Here is a 26403-nt window from a genome sequence, read left to right as displayed (position 1 = left end):
AACGTGCGCAGAGTCGGTGGTTTTGCCGGCGTGTCGGCCGGGGACCCGCACTCTCGCGGAAAGTTGGCCCGGCTTGGACCCGACTGCGGGCACTGACGGTTGCATTCGTAGCTTCGAAGATGTCCCGTGGACGCCTCGAGATTGCATTCGTGGCCCCCGGCTTGAGCGGACGGCGGGAAAATGGCCGTATTTTCGCCGTCGGCGCAACCTCGTCGCCGTCAGCGCAATCTCGGCGTCCGAGGCGCACCCTGCTTGACCTGCTCGACACGCGGCCCAGCAACGAGACCACGAGCGACCTCAGGTGAGGGCGGGGATTACCTCGCGCTCGAAGAGTTCGACGCCGGAGCGGTCGTAGGCCGCCTCGGGGAAATAGCAGATCACGTACTCGCAGCCGAGGTCGCGCAGGCGACCCAACGACTCCACGAGTTGCTCGGGCGTGCCACTGCCGGACTGCGGACCCTTCATCGAGTTGATCATCGCGTCCGCGGCGGCCTCGCCGGTCAAGCCGCTGATCCGCGAGTGCACGCGCGCCATCCGGTCCTTGACGTCCGCCTCGGAGGCACCGACGAACGCATTGATATTCGCCGACCGCGTGATGGCGTCGTAGTCGGTGCCGACGTCGGCGCAATGCTCGGCGAGCACCTTCGACTTGTGTTCGAACCCCTCAGGTTCGGAGGTGAAGTTGGTGTACTGCGCGTACTTCGCGGCGATGCGCAGCGTGACCTTCTCACCGCCGCCGGCGATCCACAACGGGATCCCGTTGTCCTGCAGTGGCTTCGGGGCAACTATCGCACCGTCGACCTGATAATGCTTGCCCTCGAAGCTGACGATGCCGTCGCGCCAGGCATCACGCATGATCTGGACGCCCTCGTCGAGGCGCGCCAGCCGGACACCCGCCGACGGAAAGCCGTAACCGTAAGCCCGCCACTCGTGTTCGTACCAGCCGCCGCCGATGCCCATCTGGACCCGGCCGCCGGAGATGATGTCCGTCGTCGCCGCGACCTTGGCCAGATAGGCCGGATTGCGGTAGCTCATCGCGGTACACATCTGGCCGAGCTTGATCCGCGAGGTGCTCGCGGCGTACGCCGCCATCAGGGACCACGCCTCATGGGTGGCCTCGCTGGTGGGCGTCGGCACGGTGTGGAAGTGGTCGTACACCCAGAGGGAGTCCCACGCCGGGCTGTCGTCGGCGTACTGCGCAAGTCCGCGCATCACCGACCAATGCTCTGCGGGGTCGATATCCACCAGGTCGAGTCGCCAGCCCTGCGGGATGAACAATCCGAAGCGCATGGAGCCGACCGTACCCCGCCCGGCCATTCACGGGAACAGCGACACCGGCCCGACTTACCCTGGGGCCATGGCTCTCACCAAAGAAGAACGCGAACAGTTTCTGTCGGAGCCGCATGTCGCCGCGCTGTCGGTGACCGCCGGCGATCAACGCGGACCCCTGACGGTTCCGGTCTGGTACCAGTACCGCCCCGGCGACGAGCCGTGGGTGCTGACCGGCGCCGGATCCCGAAAACACCGGCTCATCGAGGCGACCGGCCGCTTCACGCTGATGGTGGACCGGGTCGAACCGACGGTGCGCTACGTCAGTGTCAACGGTGCCGTCAGCCGGATCGAGCCCGGCACCGACGACCTCCTGGTCGAGGTCACCAAGCGTTATCTCCCGCCGGCGGCCGTGGAGCCCTACCTCGAGATGGCGCGCCGCGAGCACGGCGAGTCCGTGGTGATCTATATGCGTCCGCAGCACTGGCTTTCGGCCGACCTCGGCGGTTTCTAACCGACCCAAGCGAAGATGCCCCCGACCTGAGGTCGAGGGCATCTTGCGAGGTGGTGTTACTTGGTCAGCGACGCCGGCGGGTTGAACCGCTCGCCGTAGCGCTCGGCCAACTGCTTGGCGCGGGCGACGAAGGCCTCCTTGCCGACCCCGAGCTCACCCTGGTAGCCGACGATGAACTGCGCCGAGCCACCGGTGTAGGGCGGGAATCCGATGCCCATGATCGAGCCGATGTTGGCGTCCGCGGTGGAGGTCAACACGCCCTCGTCGAGGCACTTCTGGGTTTCCAGGGCCTCGGCGAACAGCATCCGGTCGATCATGTCCTGCAAGGGGATATCGCTGCTGCCCGAGTTGAACGTCTCCCGCAGCCCGGGCCACAGGCCGACCCGCTTGCCGTCGGCGTACTCGTAGAAGCCGGCACCCTTGAGCCGCGACGGACGACCGATCTCGATCATCTTGTTGACGACGTCTTCGGCCGGGTGCGCCTCGTGGGTGCCGCCGGCGGCCTCGGTCGCCTTGCGGGTCTCGGTGGCGATCTTCTGCATCAGCTCCAGGTTGAGCTCATCGGAGAGCTGCAGCGGCGCCGCGGGGTAACCGGCCTGTCCACCGGCCTGCTCGATGCTGGCCGGCTCGACACCCTCGCCGAGCATCGCCAGCGCCTCGTTGACGAAGGTGCCGATGACGCGGCTGGTGAAGAAGCCGCGGCTGTCGTTGACGACGATCGGGGTCTTCTTGATCGCCAGGGTGTAGTCGAACACCCGGGCCAGCGCCTCGTCCGAGGTCTTCTCGCCCTTGATGATCTCCACCAGCGGCATCTTGTCCACGGGTGAGAAGAAGTGGATCCCGATGAAGTCCTCCTGGCGCTTGACGCCGGTGGCCAGACCGGTGATCGGCAGCGTGGAGGTGTTGGAACCCAACAGCGCGTTCGGCTCGACGATGTCCTCGATCTCCTGGAACACCTTGTGCTTGAGTTCCTGGTTCTCGAACACGGCCTCGATCACGAAGTCCACACCCTTGAAATCCGCGGCATCGGCGGTGGGGGTGATCTTCGAAAGCAACGCCGCGGAGCGCTCTTCGGTGGTCTTGCCACGCTTGAGCGCCTTGGCTTCCAGGTTCTCCGAGTAGGCCTTGCCCTTCTGGGCGGCCTCGAGCGTGACGTCCTTGAGCACGACGTCGTAGCCGGCCTTGGCCGACACGTAGGCGATACCGGCGCCCATCATGCCCGCGCCGAGCACGCCGATCTTGCGGATCTCCTGCTTGGCGATGCCGTCGGGACGCGAGGCGCCGCCGTTGATGGCCTGCAGGTCCAGGAAGAACGCCTGAATCATGTTCTTGGCGGTCTGGCCGGTCACCAACTGGGTGAAGTAGCGGCTCTCGATGCGGCTGGCGGTGTCGAAGTCGACCTGCGCACCCTCGACCGCGGCGTTGAGGATCGCCCGCGGCGCCGGCATCGGCGCACCCTTGAGCTGCTTCTTGAGCAGCGCCGGGAACGACGGCAGGATCGCGGCCAGGCCGGGACTGCTCGGGGTGCCGCCAGGCATCTTGTAGCCCTTGGCATCCCAGGGCTGGGTGTGCGACTCGGGATTGGCCTTGATCCACGCCTTGGCGGCGGGGACCAATTCCTCGACGGAGCCGACGAGTTCGTCGACCAGGCCGGTCTCCTTGGCCTTGGTCGGGCTGAACCGGGTGCCCTGGCTCAGGACCTCCATGAACGCCTTCTGGACACCGAACATCCGCACGGTGCGGGCGACGCCGCCACCGCCGGGCAGCAGACCCAGGGTGACCTCGGGCAGGCCGATCACCGAACCGCGCACGTCGGCGGCGATTCGGTGATGACACGCCAGGGCGATCTCCAGGCCACCGCCGAGCGCGGCGCCGTTGATGGCCGCGACCACGGGCTTGCCCAGGGTCTCGAGCTTGCGCAGGTCGGCCTTGATGAACTCGACCTCGGCGAAGGACGCCGCAGCGTCCTCGGGCCCGACGTTCATCATGCCCTTGAGGTCACCGCCGGCGAAGAAGGTCTTCTTCGCGCTGGCGATCACCACACCGGTGATCGAATCCTGCTCGGCGACAAGACGTTCAACTGTCTTGTGCATCGACTCCTTGTAATGCTCGTTCATCACGTTGGCCGAACCGGTCGGGTCGTCCAACGTCAAGGTGACGATGCCGTCGGCATCCTTGTCCCAGGCAATTGTGTTCTCAGCCATTGTGGTTAGACCCTCTCGATGATGGTGGCCACGCCCATGCCGCCGCCGACGCACAGCGTGATCAGCGCACGCTTCGCGCCGCGACGCTCGAGCTCGTCGACCATGGTTCCGGTGATCATGGCGCCGGTGGCGCCCAGCGGGTGGCCCATCGCGATGGCGCCACCGTTGACGTTGAGCTTCTCGTCGGGGATGTTCAGATCCTTCTGGAACTTCAGCACCACCGACGCGAACGCCTCGTTCAGCTCGAACAGGTCGATGTCATCGACGGTCAGCCCGGCCCGGTCGAGCACCTTGCGGGTTGCCGGGGTGGGACCGGTCAGCATGATGACCGGATCGGCACCGCTGGTGGCGGTGGCCACGATGCGCGCCCGCGGGGTCAGACCCTGCGACTTGCCCGCAGCCTCGGAGCCGACGAGCACCAGGGCGGCGCCGTCGACGATGCCCGAGGAGTTACCGCCGGTGTGGACGTGGTTGATCTTCTCCACCCAGTGGTACTTCTGCAGCGCCACATCGTTGAAGCCACCCATCGCCCCGACACCGTCGAACGCGGTCCTGAGCTTGCCCAGGCTCTCCACGGTCGAACCGGGACGCATGTGCTCATCGCTGTCCAGCACAATCAGACCGTTCTGATCGCGCACCGGCACCACCGACTTGGCGAAATAGCCACCCGACCATGCGGCGGCGGCCCGGTCCTGCGAGCGCGCCGCATAGGCGTCGACATCCTCACGGGAGAAACCCTCGATCGTCGCAATCAGATCCGCACCGATGCCCTGCGGCACGAAACCGACGCGGTAGTTGGTGTCCGGGTCACCGGCCCACGCGCCGCCGTCGGAACCCATCGGCACCCGGCTCATCGACTCCACACCGCCGGCGTAGACCAGGTCGTCCCAGCCGGAGCGCACCTTCTGCGCCGCCATGTTGACCGCCTCCAGGCCTGAGGCGCAGAACCGGTTGAGCTGCACACCACCGGTGGTGTCCGGCAGACCGGCGACCAGCCCGGCGGTGCGGGCGATATCGCCGCCCTGATCGCCGACGGGTCCGACGACACCGAGGATCAGGTCACTGATCAGCGTCTCGTCCAGGTCGGGGAAACGCGACCGCATTTCGTCGATCAGGCCGACCACGAGGTTGACGGGCTTGATTTCGTTGAGGGCACCATTTCGCTTGCCACGCGGCGTGCGAATGGCCTCATAGATAAAGGCTTCTTCGGACATGTGTTGTTCCCTTTCGGGTGGATGACAGGGGCCGTCCCTCCGGACGATAGTCCACTGGTCACACACCTTATCAACAACCCTGACCAACCTGTTGGTTGGGCGTCCTCAGCACGTGTTTTATATGCGGGGCTCCGCCGGGCGCATCAGCTATCGACGATCGCGGTCACGCGGATCTCGACCCGCATCTCGGGTAGTCCGAGCGCGGTGACGCCGGTCTGGGTCCAGATCGGCGCCCGGTCGCCCAGCCGCGCGCGGAACTGGGCGGTCATCACGTCGTTGTGCGCGTTGTATGTCAGCTCCGGGGCGGGCAGCACATGGTAGGAGTTCACGTGCACCACGTCGCGCCAGGTTGCGCCGGCGGTGGCCAGGGTGCGTTCGACGTTGTCGAACGCCGTCACGATCTCCTCCTCCAACGACTCCGCGACGTTCAGGTCGGCATCCCAGCCACCCTGCCCGGAAATCTCCACTCGGTTCCCGATCCGCACCGCCTGGCTGTAATGCAGCAGGCCAAACAGCTTCTCTCCGGCGCCGGGGGTGACAAAGAACTCGACGTCGCGATCCATTTTTACTTCATGCATGAAGTAACCGTACACGCGAATACTTCACGCGTAAAGTCATCGGGCATGGCGGAGACTCGTTGGCTGACGCCGCAGGAGAAGGAGGCGTGGACCGGTTTGGTCGCCCTCATGCTGCTGCTGCCGGGCAAGCTCGAATCGCCACTGCGCCAAGTGGACTTGACCCTCTTCGAATATCTGGTGCTCAGCCACATATCCGAGGCACCCGACCACCGAATCCGGATGAGTGATCTGGCGTTTTTGGCCAGCGGATCGTTGTCCCGACTGTCCAACGTCGTCAAGAGGTTCGAGGGCCGGGGTTGGGCTACTCGGTCGCCGGATCCCGAGGACGGTCGGTACACCATCGCGTCCCTCACCGACACCGGCTACCGCCTGGTCGTCGAGGCGGCCCCGATCCATGCACGGGCCGTGCGCGAGCTCGTCCTGGACCCGCTCACCGCCACCGACCTGGCGGCGCTGACGCGCATCGCGGCGAAACTTCGAGTGGTCCCACCAGGCCTCGAAGCGCGGGCGGAATAGACCGACAATCACGGACCGCGCCGTCGGCCCGCATAGCGGCGGGCGCGACTCGCCACATATCGCCAATACGCCGCTTGGGATCCAATCCGCGAGTTGACCCGAGTCATTCGCGAGACTTTGCGCGTTGAACCTTTCAATTGGATCCGATGCCGTAGAATGTGCACCATGCCACAACCATGATCGACTGCATCACCGGCGGACATCGCACGCTGCTTTGTCCGCAAACGTCGGCCAGGCGGGTTGTGCCGAGCCCACCGATCAGCCCCTGCACTCGGAAGGACACCCGCTATGCTCAGCGAATTCACCCGCCCAGACTTCTGGACAGCGTTCCTCGATGAACTCAACAAGGACACCGAGTGGTCAGGGGCAGCAAAGCACTTCTCGGTGCGTATCGAGTTGCGCTGCGCCGACTACAGTTTCGCCGTAGACACCCGTGACGGCAGGGCGGTCGGCGCGGCGCCGGGACCGCTCCCCGCAGGGGCGGACATCCTCTTGACCGCACCCGAGAGGGAGTGGCGGCGGATCCTGGACGGCCGGGTCGACTACTTCGAAGCGACGTCGCCGGGATTGGGCGAGCTGAGCGTCGCCGGCGATGCTGTCGCCGCCAGCCGGAACGTCAAGGCAATGTGGCTGTTCCTACATGCGCTCGCGCGAACAGCGCGCCCGGCTGAAGATGCCCCGCCCAACTATTCCCCGGCGCCGCCGACATACGACCGAGTGGTGACCGGTCGCTATATCGATGTCAACGGCATCGAGACGTACTACGAGGAGGCCGGCAACGGCATCCCGATCGTGTGCATTCACGCCGCTGGTCAAGACACTCTGATGTACCGGCATGTCGTGCGGGGATTGTCCGACCGTTTTCGAGTCATTTCCCTGGACGCACCGGGCCATGGGAAAACCGCGGAGCCGAGCGGCGGCCCGTTTCACAGCATCACCGAGCACGCGGACTTCAACGAGACATTCATGGATGCCCTCGGCCTCGATCGCCCGGTGCTTGTCGGGTGCTCGATGGGAGGGAACATGGTGCTGGAACTGGCAGCCCGACGCCCGGACTACTACCGTGGCGTCGTGTCCTGCGAGGGGGCCGATTACACTCCGACCGTCAGCCCCTTCCTTCTGGAGATGCTGATGCTCAACGGCCCTCAGATCCTGGAAGCGTGGTCACGATCCATGACCGGCAAGCGCACGCCGCCGGACCGGGCGCGGGAAGTCGTGTGGCAGCTCAGACGTGTCGCCCCCGAATACATCGCCGCGGACCTGACCGGTTATGCCGGATTCGATCGGCGCGCGGAGATGGGTAAGATCACCAGTCCGGTCCTACTCATCCGTGGTGACGCTGACTGGCTGGTGAACCAACAGATGGTTGACGAAACTGCGGCCCGAATCACCGATAGCAGTATCGCCATTCTGGAAGGGACAGGACACTATCCGATGATCGAGAATCCGGTCGAGTTCAACGGCGCTGTCCTGTCGTTCGCCGAGAAGCTATGACCTGCCGAGGATCTCGATGGCTGCTACCGACAAAGAACTGACGTCCACGCCGCAGGGGCCTGCATCGGTCGTGAGCCAGCGCATTGCCGATGTCCTACGCGACGACATTCTGACCGGCCAGCTTTCACCCGGACAGCGGATCCGCCAGGAAAGCATCGCCAAGAAGGTGGGTGCCAGTCGACTGCCTGTCCGCGAGGCCCTGCGCATACTGGAATCCGAAGGACTCGTCGAACTGAAGGCCAACAGCGGCGCGTGGGTTTCGAAGTTGGACATGCAGGAATGCGACTTCGTCTACCGGGTCCGGGAGCGCATCGAACCGCTCGCTCTCGAAGAGAGTATTCCCCGACTCAACGCGGAACATCACCGCCGGCTCAACGAGATCCAGGCCGAGATCGAGAGCAACGACGATGTCGACCGGTTTCTCGTACTGGATCGGGAATTGCACCTACTGACCTACAGCGGGTGCGAAATTCCCCAGCTCAACTCCATGGTCGACCGCTACTGGAATACCACGCAGCATTACCGTCGCGCCTTCGCGCGGTTGGCCGGAGCGGATCGCAAATGGGTCATCATCGCTGAGCACCGCCTGCTCATCGACGCCATCACCCGTTACGACAGCGTGGAGGCCGACCGGTGCCTGGTGGGCCACATCCGGCGGACCCGAGTTGAACTCTCAAAGCACCCTGAGCTGTTCGAGACGCCCCCAAATAAGTGACGGTATCGGCCCTCCGCTCGGGATGACCCTGACTCAATTGGTCAACGGCGCCGCCGCAATCGACGCCGCATGCGGCAGTACCTCTGCGGCGAACAACTCAGTCTGGTCTTCATGCTCGCGGGCTGTCCCGCTCGGGCAGTCGAATTGCACAGTGATGTGCCCGTATCCGAAAGCGGCCAGCTCATGGAGGTCCTCGACAACCTGCTCGGCATTTCCGGTGAGGATGGGACGGCCGAACTTGAACGACGAGTTGTCCTGCGCTGTCGAGCAGACCCGGACCTGGCAGTACGCGCCCATGGTGAAGTCACTCAAATCTCGCCCGATCGACGCAGCCTCTCGCCGGATGGCCACCCGCAGGAAGTCCAGATCCTGCGGCCGGGTGTGGCTGTCCAGGAACATGGGATAGAAGCCTTCACAGAGCCGGGCCGCACGCTTGGCTGCTATCTCGGACATCCCGCCGTACCAGATCGGCATCCTTGGTTGGACAGGTTTCAGATCCATGGACACCCCGTGGATCTGAAAATGCCTACCGTCAAACTCGATATCCGCGTTCTCCCAAGCCTGCCGATAGATCTGCAGGCACTCCTGCAGGACTGAGCCACGATGTTGGAAGTCGACACCAAGAGCTTCGAATTCGCCGATTTCCCAACCGACTCCGACCGCCATCATCGCTCTGCCTTCCGACAGCACATCGAGGGTGGCCCACTCGTGCGCGGTGATGAGCGGATGCCGATACGGGGCGATATAGACCGTCGGGCAGAAGCGCAACGTCGAAGTCCGGCTGGCTATCGCGCCGAATGTTGTTGCCACATCCATCATCACCGGCCGATCCGGATATGCTCTCTTGCCCGTTGAGTTCGCTGGATGCACCCCTTCCGAGTATGCCTCGGTCACGATGTGGTCGCTGAGCCACACGGAGTGGAAGCCCAGTTCCTCGGCCCGGACGCTCCGCTCGACTGGGCGCATCTGCCGCGGGTCGATGTTCGTCAGAAAGCAGTTGCCACTTTCATCCCGGCTCATCACCCCGTGGGTGGGCAGATTCAAACCGAATTGCATGAACTAGCGCTCCCATTCAGGTGCAGCAACGGCGAGCTCGGGACCCAGGTCCCAGCCCACCGTTGTCTCGTAGAGCTGGGCGACCTCGAGTAGCCCGGCATCGGCCCCCTTCGGCCCGACCAGCATCACTCCCACCGGCAGCCCGTCGGATCGACCCACGGGCATGCTCAGCGCGGGCATGCCGGTCGCATTGAACGGCGCGGTGTTGCCCAGCATGCTCCAGCCCCTGTCGAGCGACTGAGCTGCGCTTGGAGTCTCGAGCGTACGCAATGGGGCGAACGGCGTCGTCGGCATAAGAAGCATGTCGACGCCCGCGAAGACGTTCGCATAGGCAGCTATGTGGTCGGTGAGGCTGTTCCGCGCTGCCGCATACAGCGCGCCGCCATAGGTATTCGACATCGCGGTACCCGCCAGCCACGCGACTTTAACCTGCGGCGACAACTCCTCGGCACGGTCCCGTAGTGCGGCATGTAACTGTGTCGCGAACTCGACGTCGTAGCGGCCCAGGTGCCCGTAGCCGTGGCCCCCGGAACGCAACAGCGATGCCATCCCTTCGAGATTGCAGATGAACGACGCGACACCGATCGTGAGATGCTCCGGCACCGAGACCCGCTGGATCTGTGCCCCCATGGACTCCAGCTCGCGACAGGTCGCCTCGACGACGTCGATCACACCGGCCGCCCCATGCTCGCGAGCCAGATCGACGCCTTCGTCGAGAACCCCGATCCGGATCCCGTCAAGATTCCTGGGCGGACTCTGCACCCGCCCCGCAAACGTTGCGTCCGGGACGTGCACCGGTTGCCGGGGATCGATGCCGTCGCGGCCGACGAGCACGTCCATCATGACGGCGATGTCGGCCACGGATCGCGCCATCGGACCTGCGTGGTCGATGATCTGGTCGATTCCCGCGATGCCGGTGTAGGGCACCCAACCATGCGTCGGCTTGAGCCCCAGGGCACCACACCAAGCGGCTGGGATGCGGATCGATCCACCTTGATCGCAACCCACGCTGATATCAACACCCGGGTAGGACAACGCGGCCGCGGCTCCACTGGACGAGCCGCCGGCAAGATGGCTGACCGAGTTGGGATTCTGTGTCGGACCATACGAGCTCGTCTCGCCCGAGGCCGCGAATCCGAAGCAGTCCATGTTCGTCGTCGCCACGATCCGGCCACCGGCACGCAGAATCCGGTCGACGATCGTCGCGTGGGTTGCCGGAACAAAGTCTTCGAGGCCCGAGTAGCCGCAGGTGGCGGGCACGCCCGCCACGAACACCGAATCCTTCACCGAAATCGTCCGCCCCGACAGTGCGCCTTCTCCCGTCGGCTCGATATCGCACCATCGCACAACGGCGTTCAGCGGATCGTCCTCGGTCCGAGACCGTCTCCACGCCGCTTCGCGAGGGGTTTGTGTGAGGGCAGCAGCGACCGGTTCGGTGTCGTCGAGGCGGGCGCGGACGACCGCCAGGACATCCTCGTAGTGTGCACCCTCGGCGATACCCAGGGCGGAGGCAATTTGTTCGACCTCATCGATTCGCGGATTGATCATCATGTTCTCCTTGGCCTGGGGCGATCAAAGGTGGAAGCGACCGTCGTGCCAGCCTCGGTCCATCCGTGCCTGCATCGCCCAATCCAGCCGCACCACGGAAAATTTCCATCCGTCGTCGGTGAGCACGTACTCATCGTGGTAGAGGCCGGCCATCACCGCCGAGAAGCTCTGGTCACCATCGGCGATGGCGACCGGTTCGAAAAGCTGCCAGAAGCCCTTGGCCGACGTCGCAGTATCGTCGACTTCGATGTCCCCGCCGATCATCAAGTGCAGCGCAAACGTGATCGTGTCACTGGTGCCGGCGAAGAAGGTGCGGATCGCCTCACGTCCGTTGTGACGTCCCCAGCGCTCGCCGCCATCCCAGATTGCGTCCTCGGTGAACATCGGCGCGATGATGTCCGGCGGATAGTTGTCATCGCACGCTGCGGCGTAACGCAATTTCAGCCGGCGAATCTCGTCGGCGGCCTCTAGGCGTGCAACGCGACGGCTGAGGTTCTCGAGAGTGTTGTCCATGATTACTCCTTGTTTTGGGTCGGGTATCGGGGTGTCCCGCTGGCGTCCGGTCGGGCAAGGTCGCCCGATCGGATCAAAGCAATTCGCTTGGGCGGCGATTCGTCGGCACTTCGATGAATTCGACTACGGTTCCCAGGTTGTCCTCCATTTCGTAGTATGCGAACCCGCCGTCCCCGTCGACTCCATAACCGGCGCCCGTCTGTGCCGGTTCGAGCCGAGATCTGCGGTACTCATCGATGGTGTCCGCGATCGACGGGACGAAGAATCCGACGTGGTGAAACCCGTAGCCGTGCTGGTCGATCCAGTCGTGGTAGATGCTGGGGCCGACCATCGGCTGGATCAGCTCGATCTGCGGGACCGTGTTCGCCAACGCAAGCCGCATGGCGAACTCGCCGGGCTGTCCCCGATAGGAGAACGTCGTGCCCGTGATGTCCGACGAGTACGTGTAGACACGCCAGTCGGTCACGTTCAGTGCAGCCGTCCATTGCTGTACGCCGGCGGCCAGATCCGGTACGAGGAAACCCAACTGGTCGACTTGCGACGATGGGAGTTGCGGTTGCATTGCACTTCCTGTCTCTTTCGGTGTGAGCTCATGTTCCAGGACATTCGGATGCGCGGGAGCTAAACCGCATTCGCCGCCCGGCGTTCGGAGGTCAGCCGCGACAACGCGATAGCGACCACCAGGGCGGCACCGTTGAATACCGGGTCCACCCAGGACGGCACACCCAGTTGCGACAACCCTCCGACGCCGACCGCCAACAGGTACACCGCCGCAACAACTCCCAGCGGATTGAATTTGCCAATCTGGAACGCTGCCAGGCTCAGGAATGCCGCGGCGAACGCCGGCAGAAAGAACGCGCTGTATGACGTTGGGTTCGCCGACCCCACCCGAGCCGTCAGCACCAGTCCGGCAACGGCGGCCAGGACCGGGGCACTGATCAACGCCAACACCCGAATTCGTGCCGTCGGCACACCGGCCAACCTGGCGGCGGGCTCGTTGGCGCCGACAGCGTAGAAGAATCGGCCGATGGGGCGCTGCGTCAACACAAACCACAAAACCGCGGTGATGGCCGCCATCAGCAGTATGGGCAGACCGATTCCAGCGATCGACGCGGTGCCGATGATCCGGATTCCGTCAGGTATGGCCTCATAGACGACCGCGCCGCCGGAGTACAGGAGAATCAACCCCGCCAGAACGGAATTCGTGCCGAGCGTCACTACGAACGACGGCAACTTGAGTCCTACGATGAGCCCAGCGTGGACCGCTCCCACAGCGAGCGCCATGACGAGGATCGCGACCAATGTCAACGCGACGCTGAAGCCCTGTCGGGCAGGCAGTCCAGCGGCCAACATCGCGGCCAGGCCGAGCACCGCCGCGAGTGACAAATCGAACTCGTTGACAATCAACGGGACCATCACTGCGAGGCTCAGGACGGTCAGCACGGCGCTTTCCACCAAGATCGTCTGAGCGTTGGCGACGGTGGCAAATGTGTCGGGTCGCAGCAGACTGAACACGAGGACAAGCAACGCGATCAGTCCCACGACAGCGAACCTTGCCGCCAGGCTCCCCCACTGCCTGGAGACCGGGGGGTCCTGCCGCGTCGTAACGTCAGCTGTGAGCATGAGCATCTCCCTTGTGCATTTCGGCCAGGACCGACGAAACATCGACGGGCGCCGGAAATTCGGCTTGGAGTCGACCGTTGTTGATGACCACCATCCGGTCGCAGGCAGCGGCTATCTCTTCCGGTTCCCCACTTACCAGCACCACCGCGAGCCCCTCTGCGACATGCTGACGTAACGTCGCCAGGATCTCGCCTTTGGCGTAGACATCCACACCCTGGGTCGGCTCGTCTGCGACCAGCACACCGGGATCGACTGCCAGCCAACGACTTATCAGTACCTTCTGCTGGTTGCCGCCGGACAGCGTGAGCATGTCCGCCTCAGTGTCGAGTGGGTGAACTCCCATCGCCGCGAACAACTCGTGCATCCGCGCCCGTTCGCTACGGACGCTGATTCGACCTCGGGACACGTAGGGTCGGACATCGGATATGGTGGCGTTTTCCCGGGCGGTGAGTCCGGTCAGGACGGCTTGGCTTGCGCGGTTCGCCGGCACGAAACCGACCGGATGCGAGCGCCCGCCTACCGCGGCGTCATCCAGGGCGACGACTCCCCCCGAGGGCTCTGCTCTGCCGGAGAGCAGAAGTCCCAGTTCTTCGATGCCGCTGCCTAAAACCCCCGCTACACCTACCATCTCGCCGCGGTGGATGGCCAGATCGATCCCGCGAAGTGTCCTACCGCACAGATTCCGGGCACTCATGATGGGGCGTCCTGGACGCTGCGCTTCAGCAACGCTGGACCGGGTGACAGTCACCGGTTGGGCGCTCGTGCCGCCCATCTCCTTGACCATCCGATCGACCGAGAGTTCGGAAGTCGGCGAACTGCACACCACCCGCCCGTTACGCAGCACGGTCACCGAGTCGCTGACGCTCATGATTTCGCCGAGGCGGTGCGAGATGAATAACACCCCCAACCCTGACTCGGCACATTGGGCGGCGACGTCGAGCAGTCGTTGCGTCTCTCGCGCCGGCAGGGTCGATGTCGGCTCATCCAACACCAGCAGCGAACAATCAGAACTGGCGCGTAGTGCACGCGCGATCGCGATGATCGTCTTCTCCGCCTTTGTCAGCTGATCAACCGTGACATCGATCGTCCGTTCAAGCTGAAACGGCTTGAGCGCCGCCATCACTGAGTCGCGTTCCGCATTCCGGTCGATGCAGCCCCGGCGGGTGGGAATGCGGTGTCCGAGGCTGAGATTCTCCAGCACCGTCAGGGGTTCCACGAGCGCGAGATCCTGATGGACGAATGCGATCTTGTCGTGGAAGTTCTCCGTGACGCCGCCGACCGTGATGGCTCCGCTGTCGCGTTGATAGAACCCCGCCAGGATCTTCACGAACGTCGACTTTCCCGAGCCGTTCATCCCGACCAATGCATGCACCGCTCCCGCCGGAATGTCGATGGATACGTTCTCGAGTGCGACGTTGTCGCCGAAGGACTTGCTCACCGCCTCCGCCGAGAGGGCGGAGCCCGGAAGCGTTCGGGTGCCGGTCATGAGGCGGTCCAGATTCGTCGGTACTCCGCCATGTAGTCGATGTCACCTTCCCATTGCCCCTGCCCCGAGATTTCATCGATGTTCTCGGAGGTGATCAGGCGAGTCGGCACGTTTTGGGCGACGACGTCCTGGCCGGCCATCAGGCGGTTGACGTTGTCGAACGCTGCCCAGGCGCCCCACTTGATCGGCACCGCCGACGTCGCGTTGGCTTGGCCATCACGGATCAGTTGGAGCCAGGGGGCGATGCCGTTGAATGCACCCACCCGGACGTTCTGGAATTTCGCGCCCCGGATGGACGGCAGGGCACTGAGCATGGACGCGTCGTAGGCGCCGATCACCGTGTTGATCCGCGGGTTTTCCCGCAACGCGGAGACCATCAGCGTCGGGACACGTGTGGATGCCTCCGCTGCTGTGAACTTGTCCTCGCGAACGATGTCGCAGGTCCGACAGGTCTCGAGCGTTTCGCGGGCACCCTGGATCCAACCCCGGACCACGTTGAACTCGGGAGCCTCGGTCAGGTAGGCGTTGGTGTTCCCACCCGATTTCCAGATCATGTAGCTGGCCATGTTGGCCCCTTGCTGGGCAATGGGTTGGTCCACCTCGAACGTGACACCGTGCGGGCTCGGTTCGTTGCCGCCGTCCCAGCTCCCGACCACGATTCCGGCGGCCCTGGCACGTTGCACCGCGCCGGCCACCGCGTCCACCGACAAGGCGTTCAGGATCACCGCGTCGTAACCTTGATCGATGGCCTCACTGACCGCCCGGTTGTAGATTCGCGGGTCGAGTTGGCCGTCGACGACCCGCAACTCCCAGCCCAGAGCGTCAGCGGCGGCCTCCGCCGCCTGCGCGGGTGCCTTACACCCCTCGGCCGCGAACCCGCACGCGATCCACATGACCTTCACACCGGACTGTGCCGGTGGACCATCGGCGGGGCCGGGCCACTCCACTATCGGCTGCATCGCCGCCTTGGCGGCTTGCTCGTAGGTCGAGATGTCGGTGATCGCCGTGTCCACACCGTCCACGGCGACGTCGTGCAATCCCGAAGAACATCCGATTGCCGACGTGAGAAGAACCGCGGCTCCTACCAAGCGCGCAAAGGTGTTTCGAGTCATCAACGCTCCCAGGTCATGTTCAGAAAAGATATCGAGATGGTCTTCGTGTCTTCGTATTCGGTTGGGCAGGCAGCCGAAGCCGGCTCGGCGCGGTGGCGTTGCCCACCCGGCGGAAGCGAAACGCAGTTCCCGTCGCGTCCGGAGCGGCCAGGGCTTCGCCGGGGTGCACGGTTCGCCAACAGCAGTGCGAACATTCGGCGGGCACTCATATCAGAATCGTCATGGGGTTCTCGATCCGCCGGACGAATGCCGCCATCCACTGTGCTGCCACAGCACCGTCGATGACCCGATGGTCGGCCGACAATGTCACGGTCATGACCGAGCCGACGGCTAGTTGGCCGTCGATGACCACGGGTCGCTGAGCGGCTGCGCCGACCGCGAGGATCCCGGAATGCGGGGGGTTGAGAATCGCGGAGAACTCGGTGACTCCGTACATCCCGAGGTTGGAAACAGCGAAGCTGCCGCCGGTGAGCTCATGCTGCTGAATTCGTCCCGCACGGGCACGTGCCGCGAAATCGGCTACCTGCGTGGATATCACGGAAATCGGCAATCGCTCCACTCCGCGCAGCACCGGTGTCATGAGGCCTCCGTCGACCGCGACGGCCACCGCGATGTCAACGCCCTGGAACTGCCGGATCGAGTCGCCGTTCCAGATCGCGTTTGCTTCCGGAACCTCCAGCAGGGCGCCGGCGACCGCTTTGAGTACGAAGTCGTTCACCGAGACTTTCACGGTGGTGGATCCGTTGATGGTTGCTCGCAGTTCCGCCAGCGCATCCACCCTGCAGTCAGCGGTCACATAGAAATGAGGCACCGTAGTTTTGCTCTCGGTGAGCCGACGAGCGATTGTCTTACGCATCCCTGTCAGGGGGATGTCAACGATGCCCGGCAACTCTGAAGCCGGTACCTCCTCAGTCCGTCGTGTGGTGGGAGCTTCCACCGGGGTCTGGGCGGGCACCCGGTCGACGTCACGGCGCACGATGCGGCCTCCCGGCCCCGTCCCGGTGACGGTGGCCAGATCAATACCTTTTTCCCGGGCGATCTTTCGAACCAGCGGGGTGGCGAACAACCGTCGGTCAGCGGCATCGATGGGCGCTACATCCGGCGCCTCCGCGCGAGTAGTCGCGGCGCCGACCGGTGTTGCCGGTGTCTGCTCCCGCGGCTTCGCATCGGCTACGAGGGTGGGATCGAGAGCTGCGGCGTCCTCACCCGGGGCCGTCACCACCGCTATGGGTTCGCCGACGGCGATGGATGTCCCGGGTTCGGCCAACAGCTGGGCCAGGATCCCCTCCACTTCGGCGGCGTACTCGACAACCGCCTTGTCCGTTTCGATCTCGGCGATCGGATCACCGATGGCGATCGTCTCGCCGACGGACACCAGCCAGGTCTGGATTGTCGCCTCACTGGCGTCGGCCAGCACCTCTGGCATTCGCACGACGGTGGCCATCAGGACCTCCCCATCCCGCGTCTGATCTTTTCGAGGGCGTCGACGATTTCTTCGGTGCCGGCGATGGCGGCGCGCTCGAGGATCCGAGAAATGCTGGGCGAGGCCTCTTCTCCCGAGACGCGCTCGATGGGTTGATCGAGCCAGTCGAACATCCTGCGTTGGATCTCATCGGCCAACCAGCCGCCGTACGAACTGCCCTGCGCACCTTGTTCGACGATCAGCACCGCATTCGTCTTACGAACGCTCGTTTGGATGGTGTCCCAGTCGATGGAAGCGCGGTCGAGCCAGCGTAGATCGATCACCTCTGCGTCGAGGCCTGTCTGTTCGACCGCCTCGACACACCGCTCGACCATCGAGAGGTAGCTGATGACGGTGACCTCGGTGCCCGACCGCCGGACAACTGCCCGACCCGGCGGGATGATGTAGTCGAGATCGCCCTCGGGTACCTGGCCGATGATGCCGTACAGATCGACGTGCTCGATCACCAACACCGGATCATCGAGCGCGAGGGCTGCGTTCATCAGCCCGACATAGTCCGCAGCGGTCGACGGAGCCACGATCCGCCAGCCAGGACTGGTGGCGAAGATCCCCGCGGGATCCATCAGGTGCTGGGAGCCGTACCCCGTCCCCATCGCCACTTTGGTGCGCAGGACGATGGGCACCGGGTTATCGCCACCGAACATGTGGCGCGCCTTGGCGATCTGGTTGAACACCTGGTCGGCCGCTACCCACATGAAGTCGGGATACATGAACTCCACGACCGGCCGGAACCTACCGTCCAACGCCAGTCCGCCGCCGAGGCCGGCGAATGCGTTCTCACTGATCGGCGTTCCGACCAGGCGGTCTCCGCCGTACTTCGCCAGTCCCTTGGTGGCACCGTTGGTCCCGCCGTTCAGGCGATGGACGTCCTCACCGAAGATCACAATCCGCTCGTCGGTCGCCATTCGGCGATCCATGACACCGGCGACCGCGTCAACGAACTTCGCCTTGCGCCAGGCACCTTCGTGCTCGGTGGGTTCGAGCACCGTCAGCGACTGCAATTCGCTGGAATCGCCACGGACACCGACGTTGACGAAGCTCGGGTCGGGCCAGAGTTCGGGTCGGATGCGGCGCTTGCCCGGGACTCCCGGATCGGCTTCCAAGAGTTCGGCTGCTGCGGTGACCATCGCCTCCTGTGCCTGACGACGCAACTCGTCCACACCGGTTTCGTCTATCAAACCGAGTCTGATCATCTGCGCTGCAGTGCTATCGAGCGGGTCGCGGCTACGCCAGTGCGCTTCCTCTGCCTTGTCGCGGTATCCGAAGGCACTGCCCGGGTACGGCCCGTTCTGGTGAAAGAACCGGTACACCTCGGCCTCGACGATGGCCGGACCGTTGCCACTGCGCATTCTTTCGGCGGCTTGTTCGGTGGCCAGGTACACCGCCAGTGGGTCCATTCCATCGACCCGCCAACCCGGGATGCCGAAGCCCTGTCCACGCACCGACAGGCGGGGGTCCGCGGTGACCTCGTCGACGTGGGTCGACACCGCGTAGAGGTTGTTCTCGATGAAGAAGCACACCGGCAGTTTCCAGGCGGCCGCCAGGTTCATCGACTCCAGCACCGATCCGATCTGACTGGCGCCGTCACCGAAGTAACTGATCGTGAGATCATCGGTGGCACCGTGCTTCTGAGCCCATGCATTACCGGTGGCCATCGGCACGCCACCCCCCACGATGGCGTTGGTGCCCAACGCGCCCGCCTCGTGCCACTGCAGATGCATCGAGCCACCCCGGCCCCGGCAGTAGCCTTGCGCCAACCCGAGGATCTCGGCGAGCGTGCGCTGCAGCACGTCAGCGATCTTCGGCGTCACGGGGGCGGCCGGGTCGATCACCCCGCCCGACACATACGTGAACACCTTTGCCAAGAACTGGTGATGCCCCCGGTGCGAACCGTTGACCGCGTCGGTGGGGCGCAGGCCGACGATGGAGCCAACGGCGCCGCCCTCCTGTCCGATGCTGGAGTGGGCCGGCCCGTGGACCAGCCCCTCGGCGGCGAGCTCGAGGACCGTTTCCTCGAACGCCCGAATGAGGTGCAGCTCGGCGAGCATGGTGCCCAGAAGTGCGGGATCCGCGGCCTCCCAGTCATCGTCGGTGGTGGACAGTTCGATCCATTCGGATCCCGTTTCCAGGCGGCATTGGGTTGACATAAACCTCATCTCCTGGCCGGCCGACTCCCTCGTCGGCGCGTGGCACATATCGGAGACTACGCACAATGGATCCAATTTGGCTAGGCCTACGCGGGAAAACCTCGGATATCGACTACAGTTGCGCTAGTTTGGATCCATGCATGGCGCCTTGCGGTTCATGGGATGCGTCCCACGCTTTCGTTCAACAACCACTAGGGAACAGGAACTCTCGATGACAATCGCAACCACCAATCCGGCGACGGGCGAGATCCTCGAGACGTTCGAACCGCATGACAGTGCCGAGGTGCAACGCCGGATCGCGCACGCCTGCGATGCGGCCCACGCCCTGCGCGACAGGACCTTCACTGAGCGCACCCGGTGGATGCACGCCACAGCCGACGTCCTCGAAGCCGACGTCGAACGGGCAGCAGAGATGATCACCGTCGAGATGGGTAAGCCGATCCGGCAATCCCGCGCCGAGGTGCTCAAGTGCATCAAGAGCATCCGCTTCTACGCCGACAACGCCGAATCTTTCCTCGCCCCTGAGGAACTGGCCGACCCGTCGACGGTGTCGGCTGCTGCGGCGGGTACGGTTTGGCAGCCCCTTGGTGTCGTGCTGGCCGTGATGCCGTGGAATTACCCGCTGTGGCAAGTAATCCGGTTCGCCGCCCCCGCGTTGATGGCCGGCAACACCGTCCTGCTGAAGCACGCGCCGAACGTTCCGCGCGCAGCGCTTTATCTCGATGAGCTCTTCACGAAGGGCGGATTTCCGGTCGGCGCGCTTCGCTCGTTGCTGGTCGACCCGAAGGACGTCGCGGCGGTGATCGAGGACCGCCGCGTCAAGGCCGTCACCCTGACCGGGTCCGTACCGGCGGGGAGTGCGGTGGCCACGACCGCCGGCCGACATATCAAGAAGGCCGTTTTGGAACTCGGCGGCTCGGATCCCTTCATCGTGATGCCCAGCGCCGACCTGGCGGCGGCATCGGCAGTGGCTGTGGCGGCCCGTGTCTCCAACAACGGCCAATCCTGCATAGCCGGAAAGCGGTTCATCGTTCATACCGATGTCTATGACGAGTTCGTCGGGCTGTTCGTCGACAAGATGAACCAGCTGGTGGTCGGCGATCCGATGGACGAGTCCACCGATGTCGGGCCACTGGCCACCGAATCCGGGCGCGCCGACATCATCGGCCTGGTGGACGACGCCGTGTCCAAAGGCGCTCAGCTGCTCACCGGGGGGTCGGCGCCGGACCGCCCGGGGTGGTACTACTCGCCTACCGTGCTGGCCGAACTGACCGACGATATGCGCATTGTGCTGGAGGAAACCTTTGGTCCCGTCGCGTCGCTGTACCGGGTCGGCGGCAGAGACGAGGCGGTACGCATCGCCAACCAGACGACGTTTGGGCTGAGCTCCTCGGTGTGGAGCAACGACGATGCCGAGCGCGAGTGGTTCATCCGAAATCTGGATGCGGGCGCGGTCTTCCTCAACGGAATGACCGTCTCCTACCCGGAGCTGCCATTCGGGGGCATCAAGGATTCCGGCTACGGCCGCGAACTGGCTGCGGCCGGGATGCGCGAGTTCTGCAATCTCAAGACGGTGTGGAAGGCCTGACTCCGGGACAGACTCAGCGCGGCCAGGCGGCGATGTCAGCGAGCAGTCGGCGCGCGGCCAGGGTCAGTTCGTGGTCATCACCCAGGATGGCGCTGCTGTCGGCGACCAGCGATTCGGCGTGGCGGCGGGCCGCGTCGAGGTCTTGCCCGCGCAGGAACCGCTGCGCCAGGTCGAAACGGCACCGCAGATAGGTCCCCGATTCGGGGCCGTCGTCTCGCAGGGCGCGCCCCACCACCCGCTTGGCCTCGACGACCGCCGCCAGCAGGCCCGCCCCCTCCTCGGGCTCCTGCTGTTGCCACAGCGACCGCTGCTCGGCGCGGGTCTGGGTAGCGGCCACGGTCAGCGGGTGCTGATCCCCCAACGCACGAGTGAGGTCTTCGACGAGCACCTCCCAGTCCGAGACCCGGTCCAGCGGATCGCCCGCACTCTCCAGGGTCCACAGCGCACTGGTCTGCCGCGCCGCCAAGGTGTTCTGGTGGTCGTAGCCAAAGGCCGCGCCCAACAACGGTATGAGAGCCTCGACTTCGGCCAGGGCCGTAGCGCCGTCGCTGGCCTCGCCCAGGCACATCGCCGCGGTGAATCGGCCGGTCAGGGTGTCGGGGTGAGTATCGCCCAACACGCGGCGCTGCGCCTCCACAACCGCCGCGGACTCATCGCGCGCGCCGATGCGGTCACCGAGTTCGCGCCGCAGCACGGCCACCTGGTTGCGGGCCGCCAGGGTGGTCGGATGGTCGGGGCCCAGCACGCGCTGCTCGGCGGCGTAGAGCTCGAGCCAGCCGACCAGCCGCTGCGCCGACGACTGCGCGGTCCCGTCCGGATAGGACGCCACGATGTGCCGGGCGGCCAGCGTGCCGAGGTCATCTTCACCGAGCACCTCGATGGCGAGCGGGATCAGGCGACGCAGTTCGGGCACCGCGCCCGCGACGTCGCCAGCATGAAATCGCCAGGTCGCCGCCGCCAGCGCCGTCATCACCGTGTCGGGGTGCTGGGCACCGAGTGCGCTGCTGCGCGCGGCCCGTAGGACTTCGGCGGCCTGCACCGCCTCGCCGGGATCGCGGGCCGCCAGATACCGGGCTTCGAGTTCCTCGATGCTCGCCTGCGCGTGATCAGCCACCGAGTCAGCCACAGATGCCCCCTGTCGACAATCAGCTACCCGTTGGACATTAACCGCTTTCGACGTCGCTCTGGTGCAGCAATCACGCCGACAGTTCCGCCGCTAGGCTCGGTCCCCATGACGGTCTCCCGGTTGGCGCCCTACGCCGTGACGATTTTCGCCGAGATGTCGGCGTTGGCGGCCAGCGTGGGCGCGGTCAATCTGGGACAGGGCTTTCCCGACGAGGACGGGCCGGCCGCCATGCTCGAGGCCGCCCAGCGGGCGATCCGCGACGGCGTCAACCAGTACCCACCGGGCCTGGGCACACTCGAGTTGCGCGAGGCCATCGCCGGACAGCGCAAGAGGCGCTTCGGCGTCGACTACGACCCGGCGTCCGAGGTGCTGGTCACCGTCGGGGCCACCGAGGCCATCGCGGCCGCCGTCATCGGCCTGGTCGAACCCGGCTCCGAGGTCGCGCTGATCGAACCGTTCTACGACTCGTATGCCCCGGTGGTGGCGATGGCCGGTTGCCATCGGGTCACCGCACCGCTGATTCCCGACGGCCGCGGGTTCGCCCTCGATGTCGATGCGCTGCGCCGCACCATCGGGCCGCGCACCCGGGCGCTGATCGTCAACTCGCCGCACAACCCGACCGGCACGGTGCTCAGCGCCGATGAGCTGACGGCGATCGCGGCCGTCGCCGTCGACAACGACCTGCTGGTGATCACCGACGAGGTCTATGAGCACCTGACTTTCGACGGCGCCCAGCACCGCCCGCTGGCCGCCTTGCCCGGCATGGCGGAACGCACGATCACCATTTCCAGCGCCGCGAAGATGTTCAACTGCACCGGCTGGAAGATCGGATGGGCTTGCGGTCCAGCAGATTTGATTGCGGGCATGCGTGCGGCCAAGCAATACCTGAGCTACGTCGGCGGTGCCCCGTTCCAGCCCGCGGTGGCACTTGCGTTGAACACCGAAGACCGGTGGGTCGACGCGCTGCGGGCTTCGATGCAGTCCCGACGCGACACCCTCACCGCGGCCCTGACCGACCTCGGATTCGAGGTGCATCCGAGCTCGGGCACCTATTTCTTGTGCGCGGACCCCCGCCCGCTCGGCTACCGCGACAGCACCGAGTTCTGCCAGCAGTTGCCGCACCAGGTCGGGGTGGCCGCAATTCCGCTCTCGGCGTTCTGCGATCCGGGCGGACCGCACTTCGCAGCATGGAACCACTTGGTGCGCTTCGCATTCTGCAAACGCGAGGACACCCTCGAAGAGGGCATCCGGCGACTGGGGACGTTACAGCGCGGCGACCACCCGCCACAGCGCCTCAGAGGCCGCCCGATCGTCCCGCAGTAACGGCGAGACGACGATGTCGGTGGCGCCGGCGTCCCGATAGGCGGCCAGCCCCCGCCGGACGGTCTCGGCCGAGCCGATGACCGCCAGCTCGGCCGCCGACGTCAATCCCTCGCGTTCAACCACCCGCTGATACGACGGGATGGTGTCGTAGAGCGCCAGGCCGGCGGCCGCCGCGTCGCGACCGCTGTCGATGTCGTCGGTGACGGCCACCGGCACTCCCGCCAACACCCGCGGCGGCGGCCGCCCCGCATCGGTGGCGGCCTGGGTGATCGTGGGCACGATGAACTCCGCGATGGTGCGCGGGCCCGCCAAATACGGCATGGTGCCGTCGGCCAATTCGCCGGTGACCCGCAACGCCTTTGGGCCCATCGCGGCCACATAGACCGGGATCGGGGTGCCGCCGGCGACCCGGACCGGCCATGGCGGGGCCGCGGTGAAGTGTTCGCCGTGATGATCCACCGCGCCGTCGTCGAACACCGCGCGCAATACCGTCAGCTGCTCGCGCAATCGCGCGATGGTGTGGGTGGCCGCGATGCCGAAGGCTTGGCGCTCGATGTCGTGCGCCCCCAGTCCCAGGCCGAGGCTGAACGCGCCGTGGCTGGCCGCTTGCGCGGTTTGCGCCAGGGCGGCGATGACGAGCGGGTGCCGCGGGTTGATCGGGACCACCGAGGTGCCGACGGCCAGGCCCGGCACCGCGGCGCCGACGATCGCGGCCAGGGCGATGGCGTCGAGGTCGAGCTGCTGTGCCAGCCAGATCTGGCGCACACCGATCTCGTGGGCGCGTCGCGCCTGTGCCACGACATCATCGACGAGGTTGGCGGCATGGGGACTCGGGACGAGCACAACTCCAGCGGGCATGCTGACTACCAACGTCGGCGCACCCCGTCCGTAGTCCCGAAAATGTCGAGACGATCGAAATCCTTGCGCCGCGGGCTCATCCGTGGAAGCGCGTCACCCGGCTGCGCAGTCGATCGATCGCGGCCTCCAACACGATGCGTTTGGCGCGCTTGACCAGGAAGTTCGGAATCGGCGCCGACGGGTCGACGATGATGTCGAACCGCACCCGGGTCAGATCTCCCTCCCGGGTCAGGTTGTATTCGGCGTGCTGGCCCCGTTGCTGGAAGGTGTGTTCGGCGTCCCAGACCACCCAGTTGTCGCCCCAGCGGTATTCGAGCACTTCTTTGTCGGTGACCCCGAGCAACCGGACCGTCGCCTTGACGTGATGGGGCCTGCCGTCGGGATAGCGGTCGAGCACCTCGGCCCGGCGGTGCAGCGTGGACCACGACGGCAGTGCCTCGACATCGGCGAGGGTGTCCAGAATCGCCTCGGGCGAGGCGTCGAACACCACTTCCCGTGACGCTCGTACAGCCATACCGTCGACCGTAGTAACTGCCCCCGGGTTTCGCAGCAAATTCTCGGCACCGCCGAGGGGCGACTGCCGAGGGGCGGCTCAGCCGCCCTTCTTGACTTTCAGCACCTGCTTGCGCAGCCCATCGGTGGCAGTCTCCATGCCGCCCTTGAGGGTTCGTTTGAGCAAGAAACCGGGGATCGGCACCGAGGGATCGACCGACATGTCGAAACGGACCTTGGTCTTATCGCCGTCGGGCGTCAGCGTGTAGGAGGCGTCCTGCGCCTTCAACTGGCCGGCGGAGACCAGGGTCCAGCTGACGCTGGTGTCGGTCCAGGTGTATTCGATGACCTGGTCGTCGGTGAGACCGGCCGCCTTGATGGTCATCTTGGCTCGACGCGGCCGGCCGTCGTCGTAGGTCTCGAGGATCTCGGCCTTCTGATATTGCGGCGACCAGGATGGAGTCGATTCCACGTCGGCGAGGACGTCGAGGATCTCCGTCGGCGTCGCTTCGATGACGACTTCCCGCGAATCGGTGACTGCCATGGTCGAGACCCTAGCGGGCCGACGGCACCGCCGGGGTGTGTTGCTCGTCCTCGACGGCGTGCGCATCGCCGTCGCGATGCAACCGGATCAGCGCCCGTACCGCGGGTGGGCCGGTGTTCGGGTCATAGGCATCGGGGCGGACCACGATCCGCTTCTTCCGGAACACTTGACTCGCGGTGGCCCGGAACGACACCGGCGATCCGCAGACCGGCGGAAGTTGGCCGGTCCGGCGGATCCCCGCGATCTGCACCGAGTCGTCGAACCGTCTGCCGAGGTCGTCCTCGGCGAAGTGGGCCGTGTAGCAAATGGTGAACAGCCAACTGCCGTCGGCACGGCGTTCGCCCCGCACGATCATTCGGTCGTTGCCGATCTTGGCCATCGTCGCCTCCTCGCCGGGTATGAACCCAGCGTGGCGGCGACGACGGCCGCACTCACGCGTAGCGCGCTACTCGTCTCCGAGGACCCGGCGCACCGACCGGCGGGAGTGAAACCTGCCGACTGCGGGTACTCGCCGCGACATGAAACCGACCATGTCCGGCCCCGACGAAAACCCCGATGACGTCGACAGCGACCCGGCCAAGGGCAACGAGGACCGGACCGACTGGGCGGACGAGGGGGGCGCCACGCCCAGTGGTCCGGCCACTGACACCGATGACGCTTAGAGGTGCGGCGCGTCCTTGATCGGGGTGTCCGGGGTGCCTGCGGTCTGGCAGAAGGTCTGGACCGCGACCCGGGTGCCCGTCAGTTCGATGTTCGACGGCTCGTTCTTGCCTTCGTCGGTGAGCATCTTGGTGATGTTCTCGTTCTGCGTCTTCTCGTCGGCCGCGGTGAAGTCGCTGCACTTCGTGTCGCCGCCCTGGTTCATCACGGCAGAGGAACATCCCGTCGCCAACGTAGCGGCCGCAAGGCCGGCAATCGTCATGGTCATCAAGCGGTTCATCACGCCTCCAGTCGGTTAGTTGATCGGCAGCATTGTTGCCCGATTACGGCTCCGTCAAAC

General features: G+C 65.3%; 26 protein-coding genes. 7 read left to right on the top strand and 19 right to left on the bottom strand.

The window, feature by feature from the left end; all coding sequences use genetic code 11:
* Positions 1-297: 297 nt before the first annotated feature.
* Positions 298-1290, bottom strand: coding sequence for an LLM class F420-dependent oxidoreductase (locus tag RCP80_RS03470; protein WP_308481020.1), 993 nt, complete (start codon positions 1288-1290; stop codon positions 298-300).
* 67 nt (positions 1291-1357) lie between these two features.
* Between RCP80_RS03470 and RCP80_RS03465 the strand changes: the two genes are divergently transcribed.
* Positions 1358-1783 carry a pyridoxamine 5'-phosphate oxidase family protein gene (locus RCP80_RS03465; RefSeq protein WP_308481019.1) on the top strand — a complete coding sequence of 142 codons (426 nt, stop codon included), beginning with the start codon at positions 1358-1360 and terminating at the stop codon, positions 1781-1783.
* Positions 1784-1839: 56 nt separating this feature from the next.
* Here RCP80_RS03465 and RCP80_RS03460 read toward each other — a convergent pair whose 3' ends face one another.
* From RCP80_RS03460 to RCP80_RS03450, 3 genes are all read right to left on the bottom strand, one after another.
* Positions 1840-3987: a 3-hydroxyacyl-CoA dehydrogenase NAD-binding domain-containing protein gene (locus RCP80_RS03460; protein WP_308481018.1), complete on the bottom strand. Its 2148-nt coding sequence runs from the start codon at positions 3985-3987 to the stop codon at positions 1840-1842.
* A gap of 5 nt (positions 3988-3992) precedes the next feature.
* Entirely contained in the window at positions 3993-5201 is a 1209-nt protein-coding gene (locus RCP80_RS03455) for an acetyl-CoA C-acetyltransferase (protein ID WP_308481017.1), read from the bottom strand.
* A 143-nt stretch (positions 5202-5344) separates the two neighbouring features.
* A complete protein-coding gene (locus RCP80_RS03450; RefSeq protein WP_308481016.1) occupies positions 5345-5779 on the bottom strand; it encodes a Rid family hydrolase in 435 nt (144 codons plus the stop codon).
* A 45-nt stretch (positions 5780-5824) separates the two neighbouring features.
* Here RCP80_RS03450 and RCP80_RS03445 point away from each other — a divergent pair, with 45 nt between their 5' ends.
* The 3 genes from RCP80_RS03445 (at position 5825) to RCP80_RS03435 (ending at position 8504) form a co-directional block, all read left to right on the top strand.
* Positions 5825-6295, top strand: a complete 471-nt coding sequence (locus RCP80_RS03445; RefSeq protein WP_308481015.1) for a MarR family winged helix-turn-helix transcriptional regulator — start codon at positions 5825-5827, stop codon at positions 6293-6295.
* 288 nt (positions 6296-6583) lie between these two features.
* Complete coding sequence (locus tag RCP80_RS03440) at positions 6584-7789, top strand: alpha/beta fold hydrolase (RefSeq protein WP_308481014.1); 1206 nt, start codon at positions 6584-6586, stop codon at positions 7787-7789.
* 16 nt (positions 7790-7805) lie between these two features.
* Entirely contained in the window at positions 7806-8504 is a 699-nt protein-coding gene (locus RCP80_RS03435) for a GntR family transcriptional regulator (protein WP_308481013.1), read from the top strand.
* Between the two features lie 33 nt (positions 8505-8537).
* Here RCP80_RS03435 and RCP80_RS03430 read toward each other — a convergent pair whose 3' ends face one another.
* From RCP80_RS03430 to RCP80_RS03390, 9 genes are all read right to left on the bottom strand, one after another.
* A complete protein-coding gene (locus RCP80_RS03430; protein ID WP_308481012.1) occupies positions 8538-9560 on the bottom strand; it encodes a TIGR03619 family F420-dependent LLM class oxidoreductase in 1023 nt (340 codons plus the stop codon).
* A 3-nt stretch (positions 9561-9563) separates the two neighbouring features.
* Positions 9564-11111, bottom strand: a complete 1548-nt coding sequence (locus RCP80_RS03425; RefSeq protein ID WP_308481011.1) for an amidase family protein — start codon at positions 11109-11111, stop codon at positions 9564-9566.
* A 21-nt stretch (positions 11112-11132) separates the two neighbouring features.
* Positions 11133-11621, bottom strand: coding sequence for a nuclear transport factor 2 family protein (locus tag RCP80_RS03420; protein ID WP_308481010.1), 489 nt, complete (start codon positions 11619-11621; stop codon positions 11133-11135).
* A gap of 73 nt (positions 11622-11694) precedes the next feature.
* Positions 11695-12183: a VOC family protein gene (locus RCP80_RS03415; RefSeq protein WP_308481009.1), complete on the bottom strand. Its 489-nt coding sequence runs from the start codon at positions 12181-12183 to the stop codon at positions 11695-11697.
* 59 nt (positions 12184-12242) lie between these two features.
* Positions 12243-13163, bottom strand: coding sequence for an ABC transporter permease (locus tag RCP80_RS03410; protein WP_308481008.1), 921 nt, complete (start codon positions 13161-13163; stop codon positions 12243-12245).
* Between the two features lie 67 nt (positions 13164-13230).
* The gene (locus RCP80_RS03405; RefSeq protein ID WP_308481007.1) at positions 13231-14730 is read right to left on the bottom strand and encodes a sugar ABC transporter ATP-binding protein; all 1500 of its coding nucleotides are present in this window, start codon (positions 14728-14730) and stop codon (positions 13231-13233) included.
* Positions 14727-15752: a sugar ABC transporter substrate-binding protein gene (locus RCP80_RS03400; RefSeq protein ID WP_308481006.1), complete on the bottom strand. Its 1026-nt coding sequence runs from the start codon at positions 15750-15752 to the stop codon at positions 14727-14729. Before RCP80_RS03400 ends, RCP80_RS03405 begins: the two co-directional genes overlap by 4 nt.
* 295 nt (positions 15753-16047) lie before the next feature.
* Positions 16048-17268, bottom strand: a complete 1221-nt coding sequence (locus RCP80_RS03395) for a dihydrolipoamide acetyltransferase family protein (protein WP_308482683.1) — start codon at positions 17266-17268, stop codon at positions 16048-16050.
* Positions 17269-17285: 17 nt separating this feature from the next.
* The gene (locus tag RCP80_RS03390; RefSeq protein WP_308481005.1) at positions 17286-19472 is read right to left on the bottom strand and encodes an alpha-ketoacid dehydrogenase subunit alpha/beta; all 2187 of its coding nucleotides are present in this window, start codon (positions 19470-19472) and stop codon (positions 17286-17288) included.
* Positions 19473-19683: 211 nt separating this feature from the next.
* On the opposite strand from RCP80_RS03390, the gene RCP80_RS03385 reads away from it, so the two are divergent.
* On the top strand, positions 19684-21060 hold the full coding sequence (locus RCP80_RS03385; protein ID WP_308481004.1) for an aldehyde dehydrogenase family protein: 1377 nt from the start codon (positions 19684-19686) through the stop codon (positions 21058-21060).
* 13 nt (positions 21061-21073) lie between these two features.
* On the opposite strand, the gene RCP80_RS03380 is transcribed toward RCP80_RS03385, so the two are convergent.
* Positions 21074-22174: a tetratricopeptide repeat protein gene (locus tag RCP80_RS03380; protein ID WP_308481003.1), complete on the bottom strand. Its 1101-nt coding sequence runs from the start codon at positions 22172-22174 to the stop codon at positions 21074-21076.
* Positions 22175-22291: 117 nt separating this feature from the next.
* Between RCP80_RS03380 and RCP80_RS03375 the strand changes: the two genes are divergently transcribed.
* The gene (locus RCP80_RS03375) at positions 22292-23509 is read left to right on the top strand and encodes a pyridoxal phosphate-dependent aminotransferase (RefSeq protein WP_308481002.1); all 1218 of its coding nucleotides are present in this window, start codon (positions 22292-22294) and stop codon (positions 23507-23509) included.
* Here RCP80_RS03375 and RCP80_RS03370 read toward each other — a convergent pair.
* The 4 genes from RCP80_RS03370 to RCP80_RS03355 all read right to left on the bottom strand — a co-directional run bounded on the left by RCP80_RS03370 (position 23450) and on the right by RCP80_RS03355 (position 25782).
* Entirely contained in the window at positions 23450-24367 is a 918-nt protein-coding gene (locus RCP80_RS03370; protein ID WP_308481001.1) for a TIGR03564 family F420-dependent LLM class oxidoreductase, read from the bottom strand. The genes RCP80_RS03375 and RCP80_RS03370 overlap by 60 nt on opposite strands.
* Before the next feature lie 76 nt (positions 24368-24443).
* A complete protein-coding gene (locus RCP80_RS03365) occupies positions 24444-24881 on the bottom strand; it encodes an SRPBCC family protein (protein WP_308481000.1) in 438 nt (145 codons plus the stop codon).
* 78 nt (positions 24882-24959) lie between these two features.
* Positions 24960-25403, bottom strand: coding sequence for an SRPBCC family protein (locus RCP80_RS03360; RefSeq protein ID WP_308480999.1), 444 nt, complete (start codon positions 25401-25403; stop codon positions 24960-24962).
* 10 nt (positions 25404-25413) lie between these two features.
* Positions 25414-25782 carry a hypothetical protein gene (locus tag RCP80_RS03355; protein WP_308480998.1) on the bottom strand — a complete coding sequence of 123 codons (369 nt, stop codon included), beginning with the start codon at positions 25780-25782 and terminating at the stop codon, positions 25414-25416.
* Between the two features lie 139 nt (positions 25783-25921).
* Between RCP80_RS03355 and RCP80_RS03350 the strand changes: the two genes are divergently transcribed.
* On the top strand, positions 25922-26065 hold the full coding sequence (locus tag RCP80_RS03350) for a hypothetical protein (RefSeq protein ID WP_308480997.1): 144 nt from the start codon (positions 25922-25924) through the stop codon (positions 26063-26065).
* Here the strand turns inward: RCP80_RS03350 and RCP80_RS03345 are convergent.
* Positions 26062-26343: a hypothetical protein gene (locus tag RCP80_RS03345; RefSeq protein WP_308480996.1), complete on the bottom strand. Its 282-nt coding sequence runs from the start codon at positions 26341-26343 to the stop codon at positions 26062-26064. The two genes, RCP80_RS03350 and RCP80_RS03345, sit on opposite strands and share 4 nt — an antisense overlap.
* Positions 26344-26403 lie beyond the last annotated feature (60 nt).

The sequence above is a fragment of the Mycolicibacterium sp. MU0053 genome (assembly GCF_963378095.1).
In the GTDB taxonomy this organism is placed as follows: domain Bacteria; phylum Actinomycetota; class Actinomycetes; order Mycobacteriales; family Mycobacteriaceae; genus Mycobacterium; species Mycobacterium burgundiense.
The sequence above is the reverse complement of the archived record's forward strand: the minus strand, read 5'-3'. Positions and strand labels throughout refer to the sequence as shown.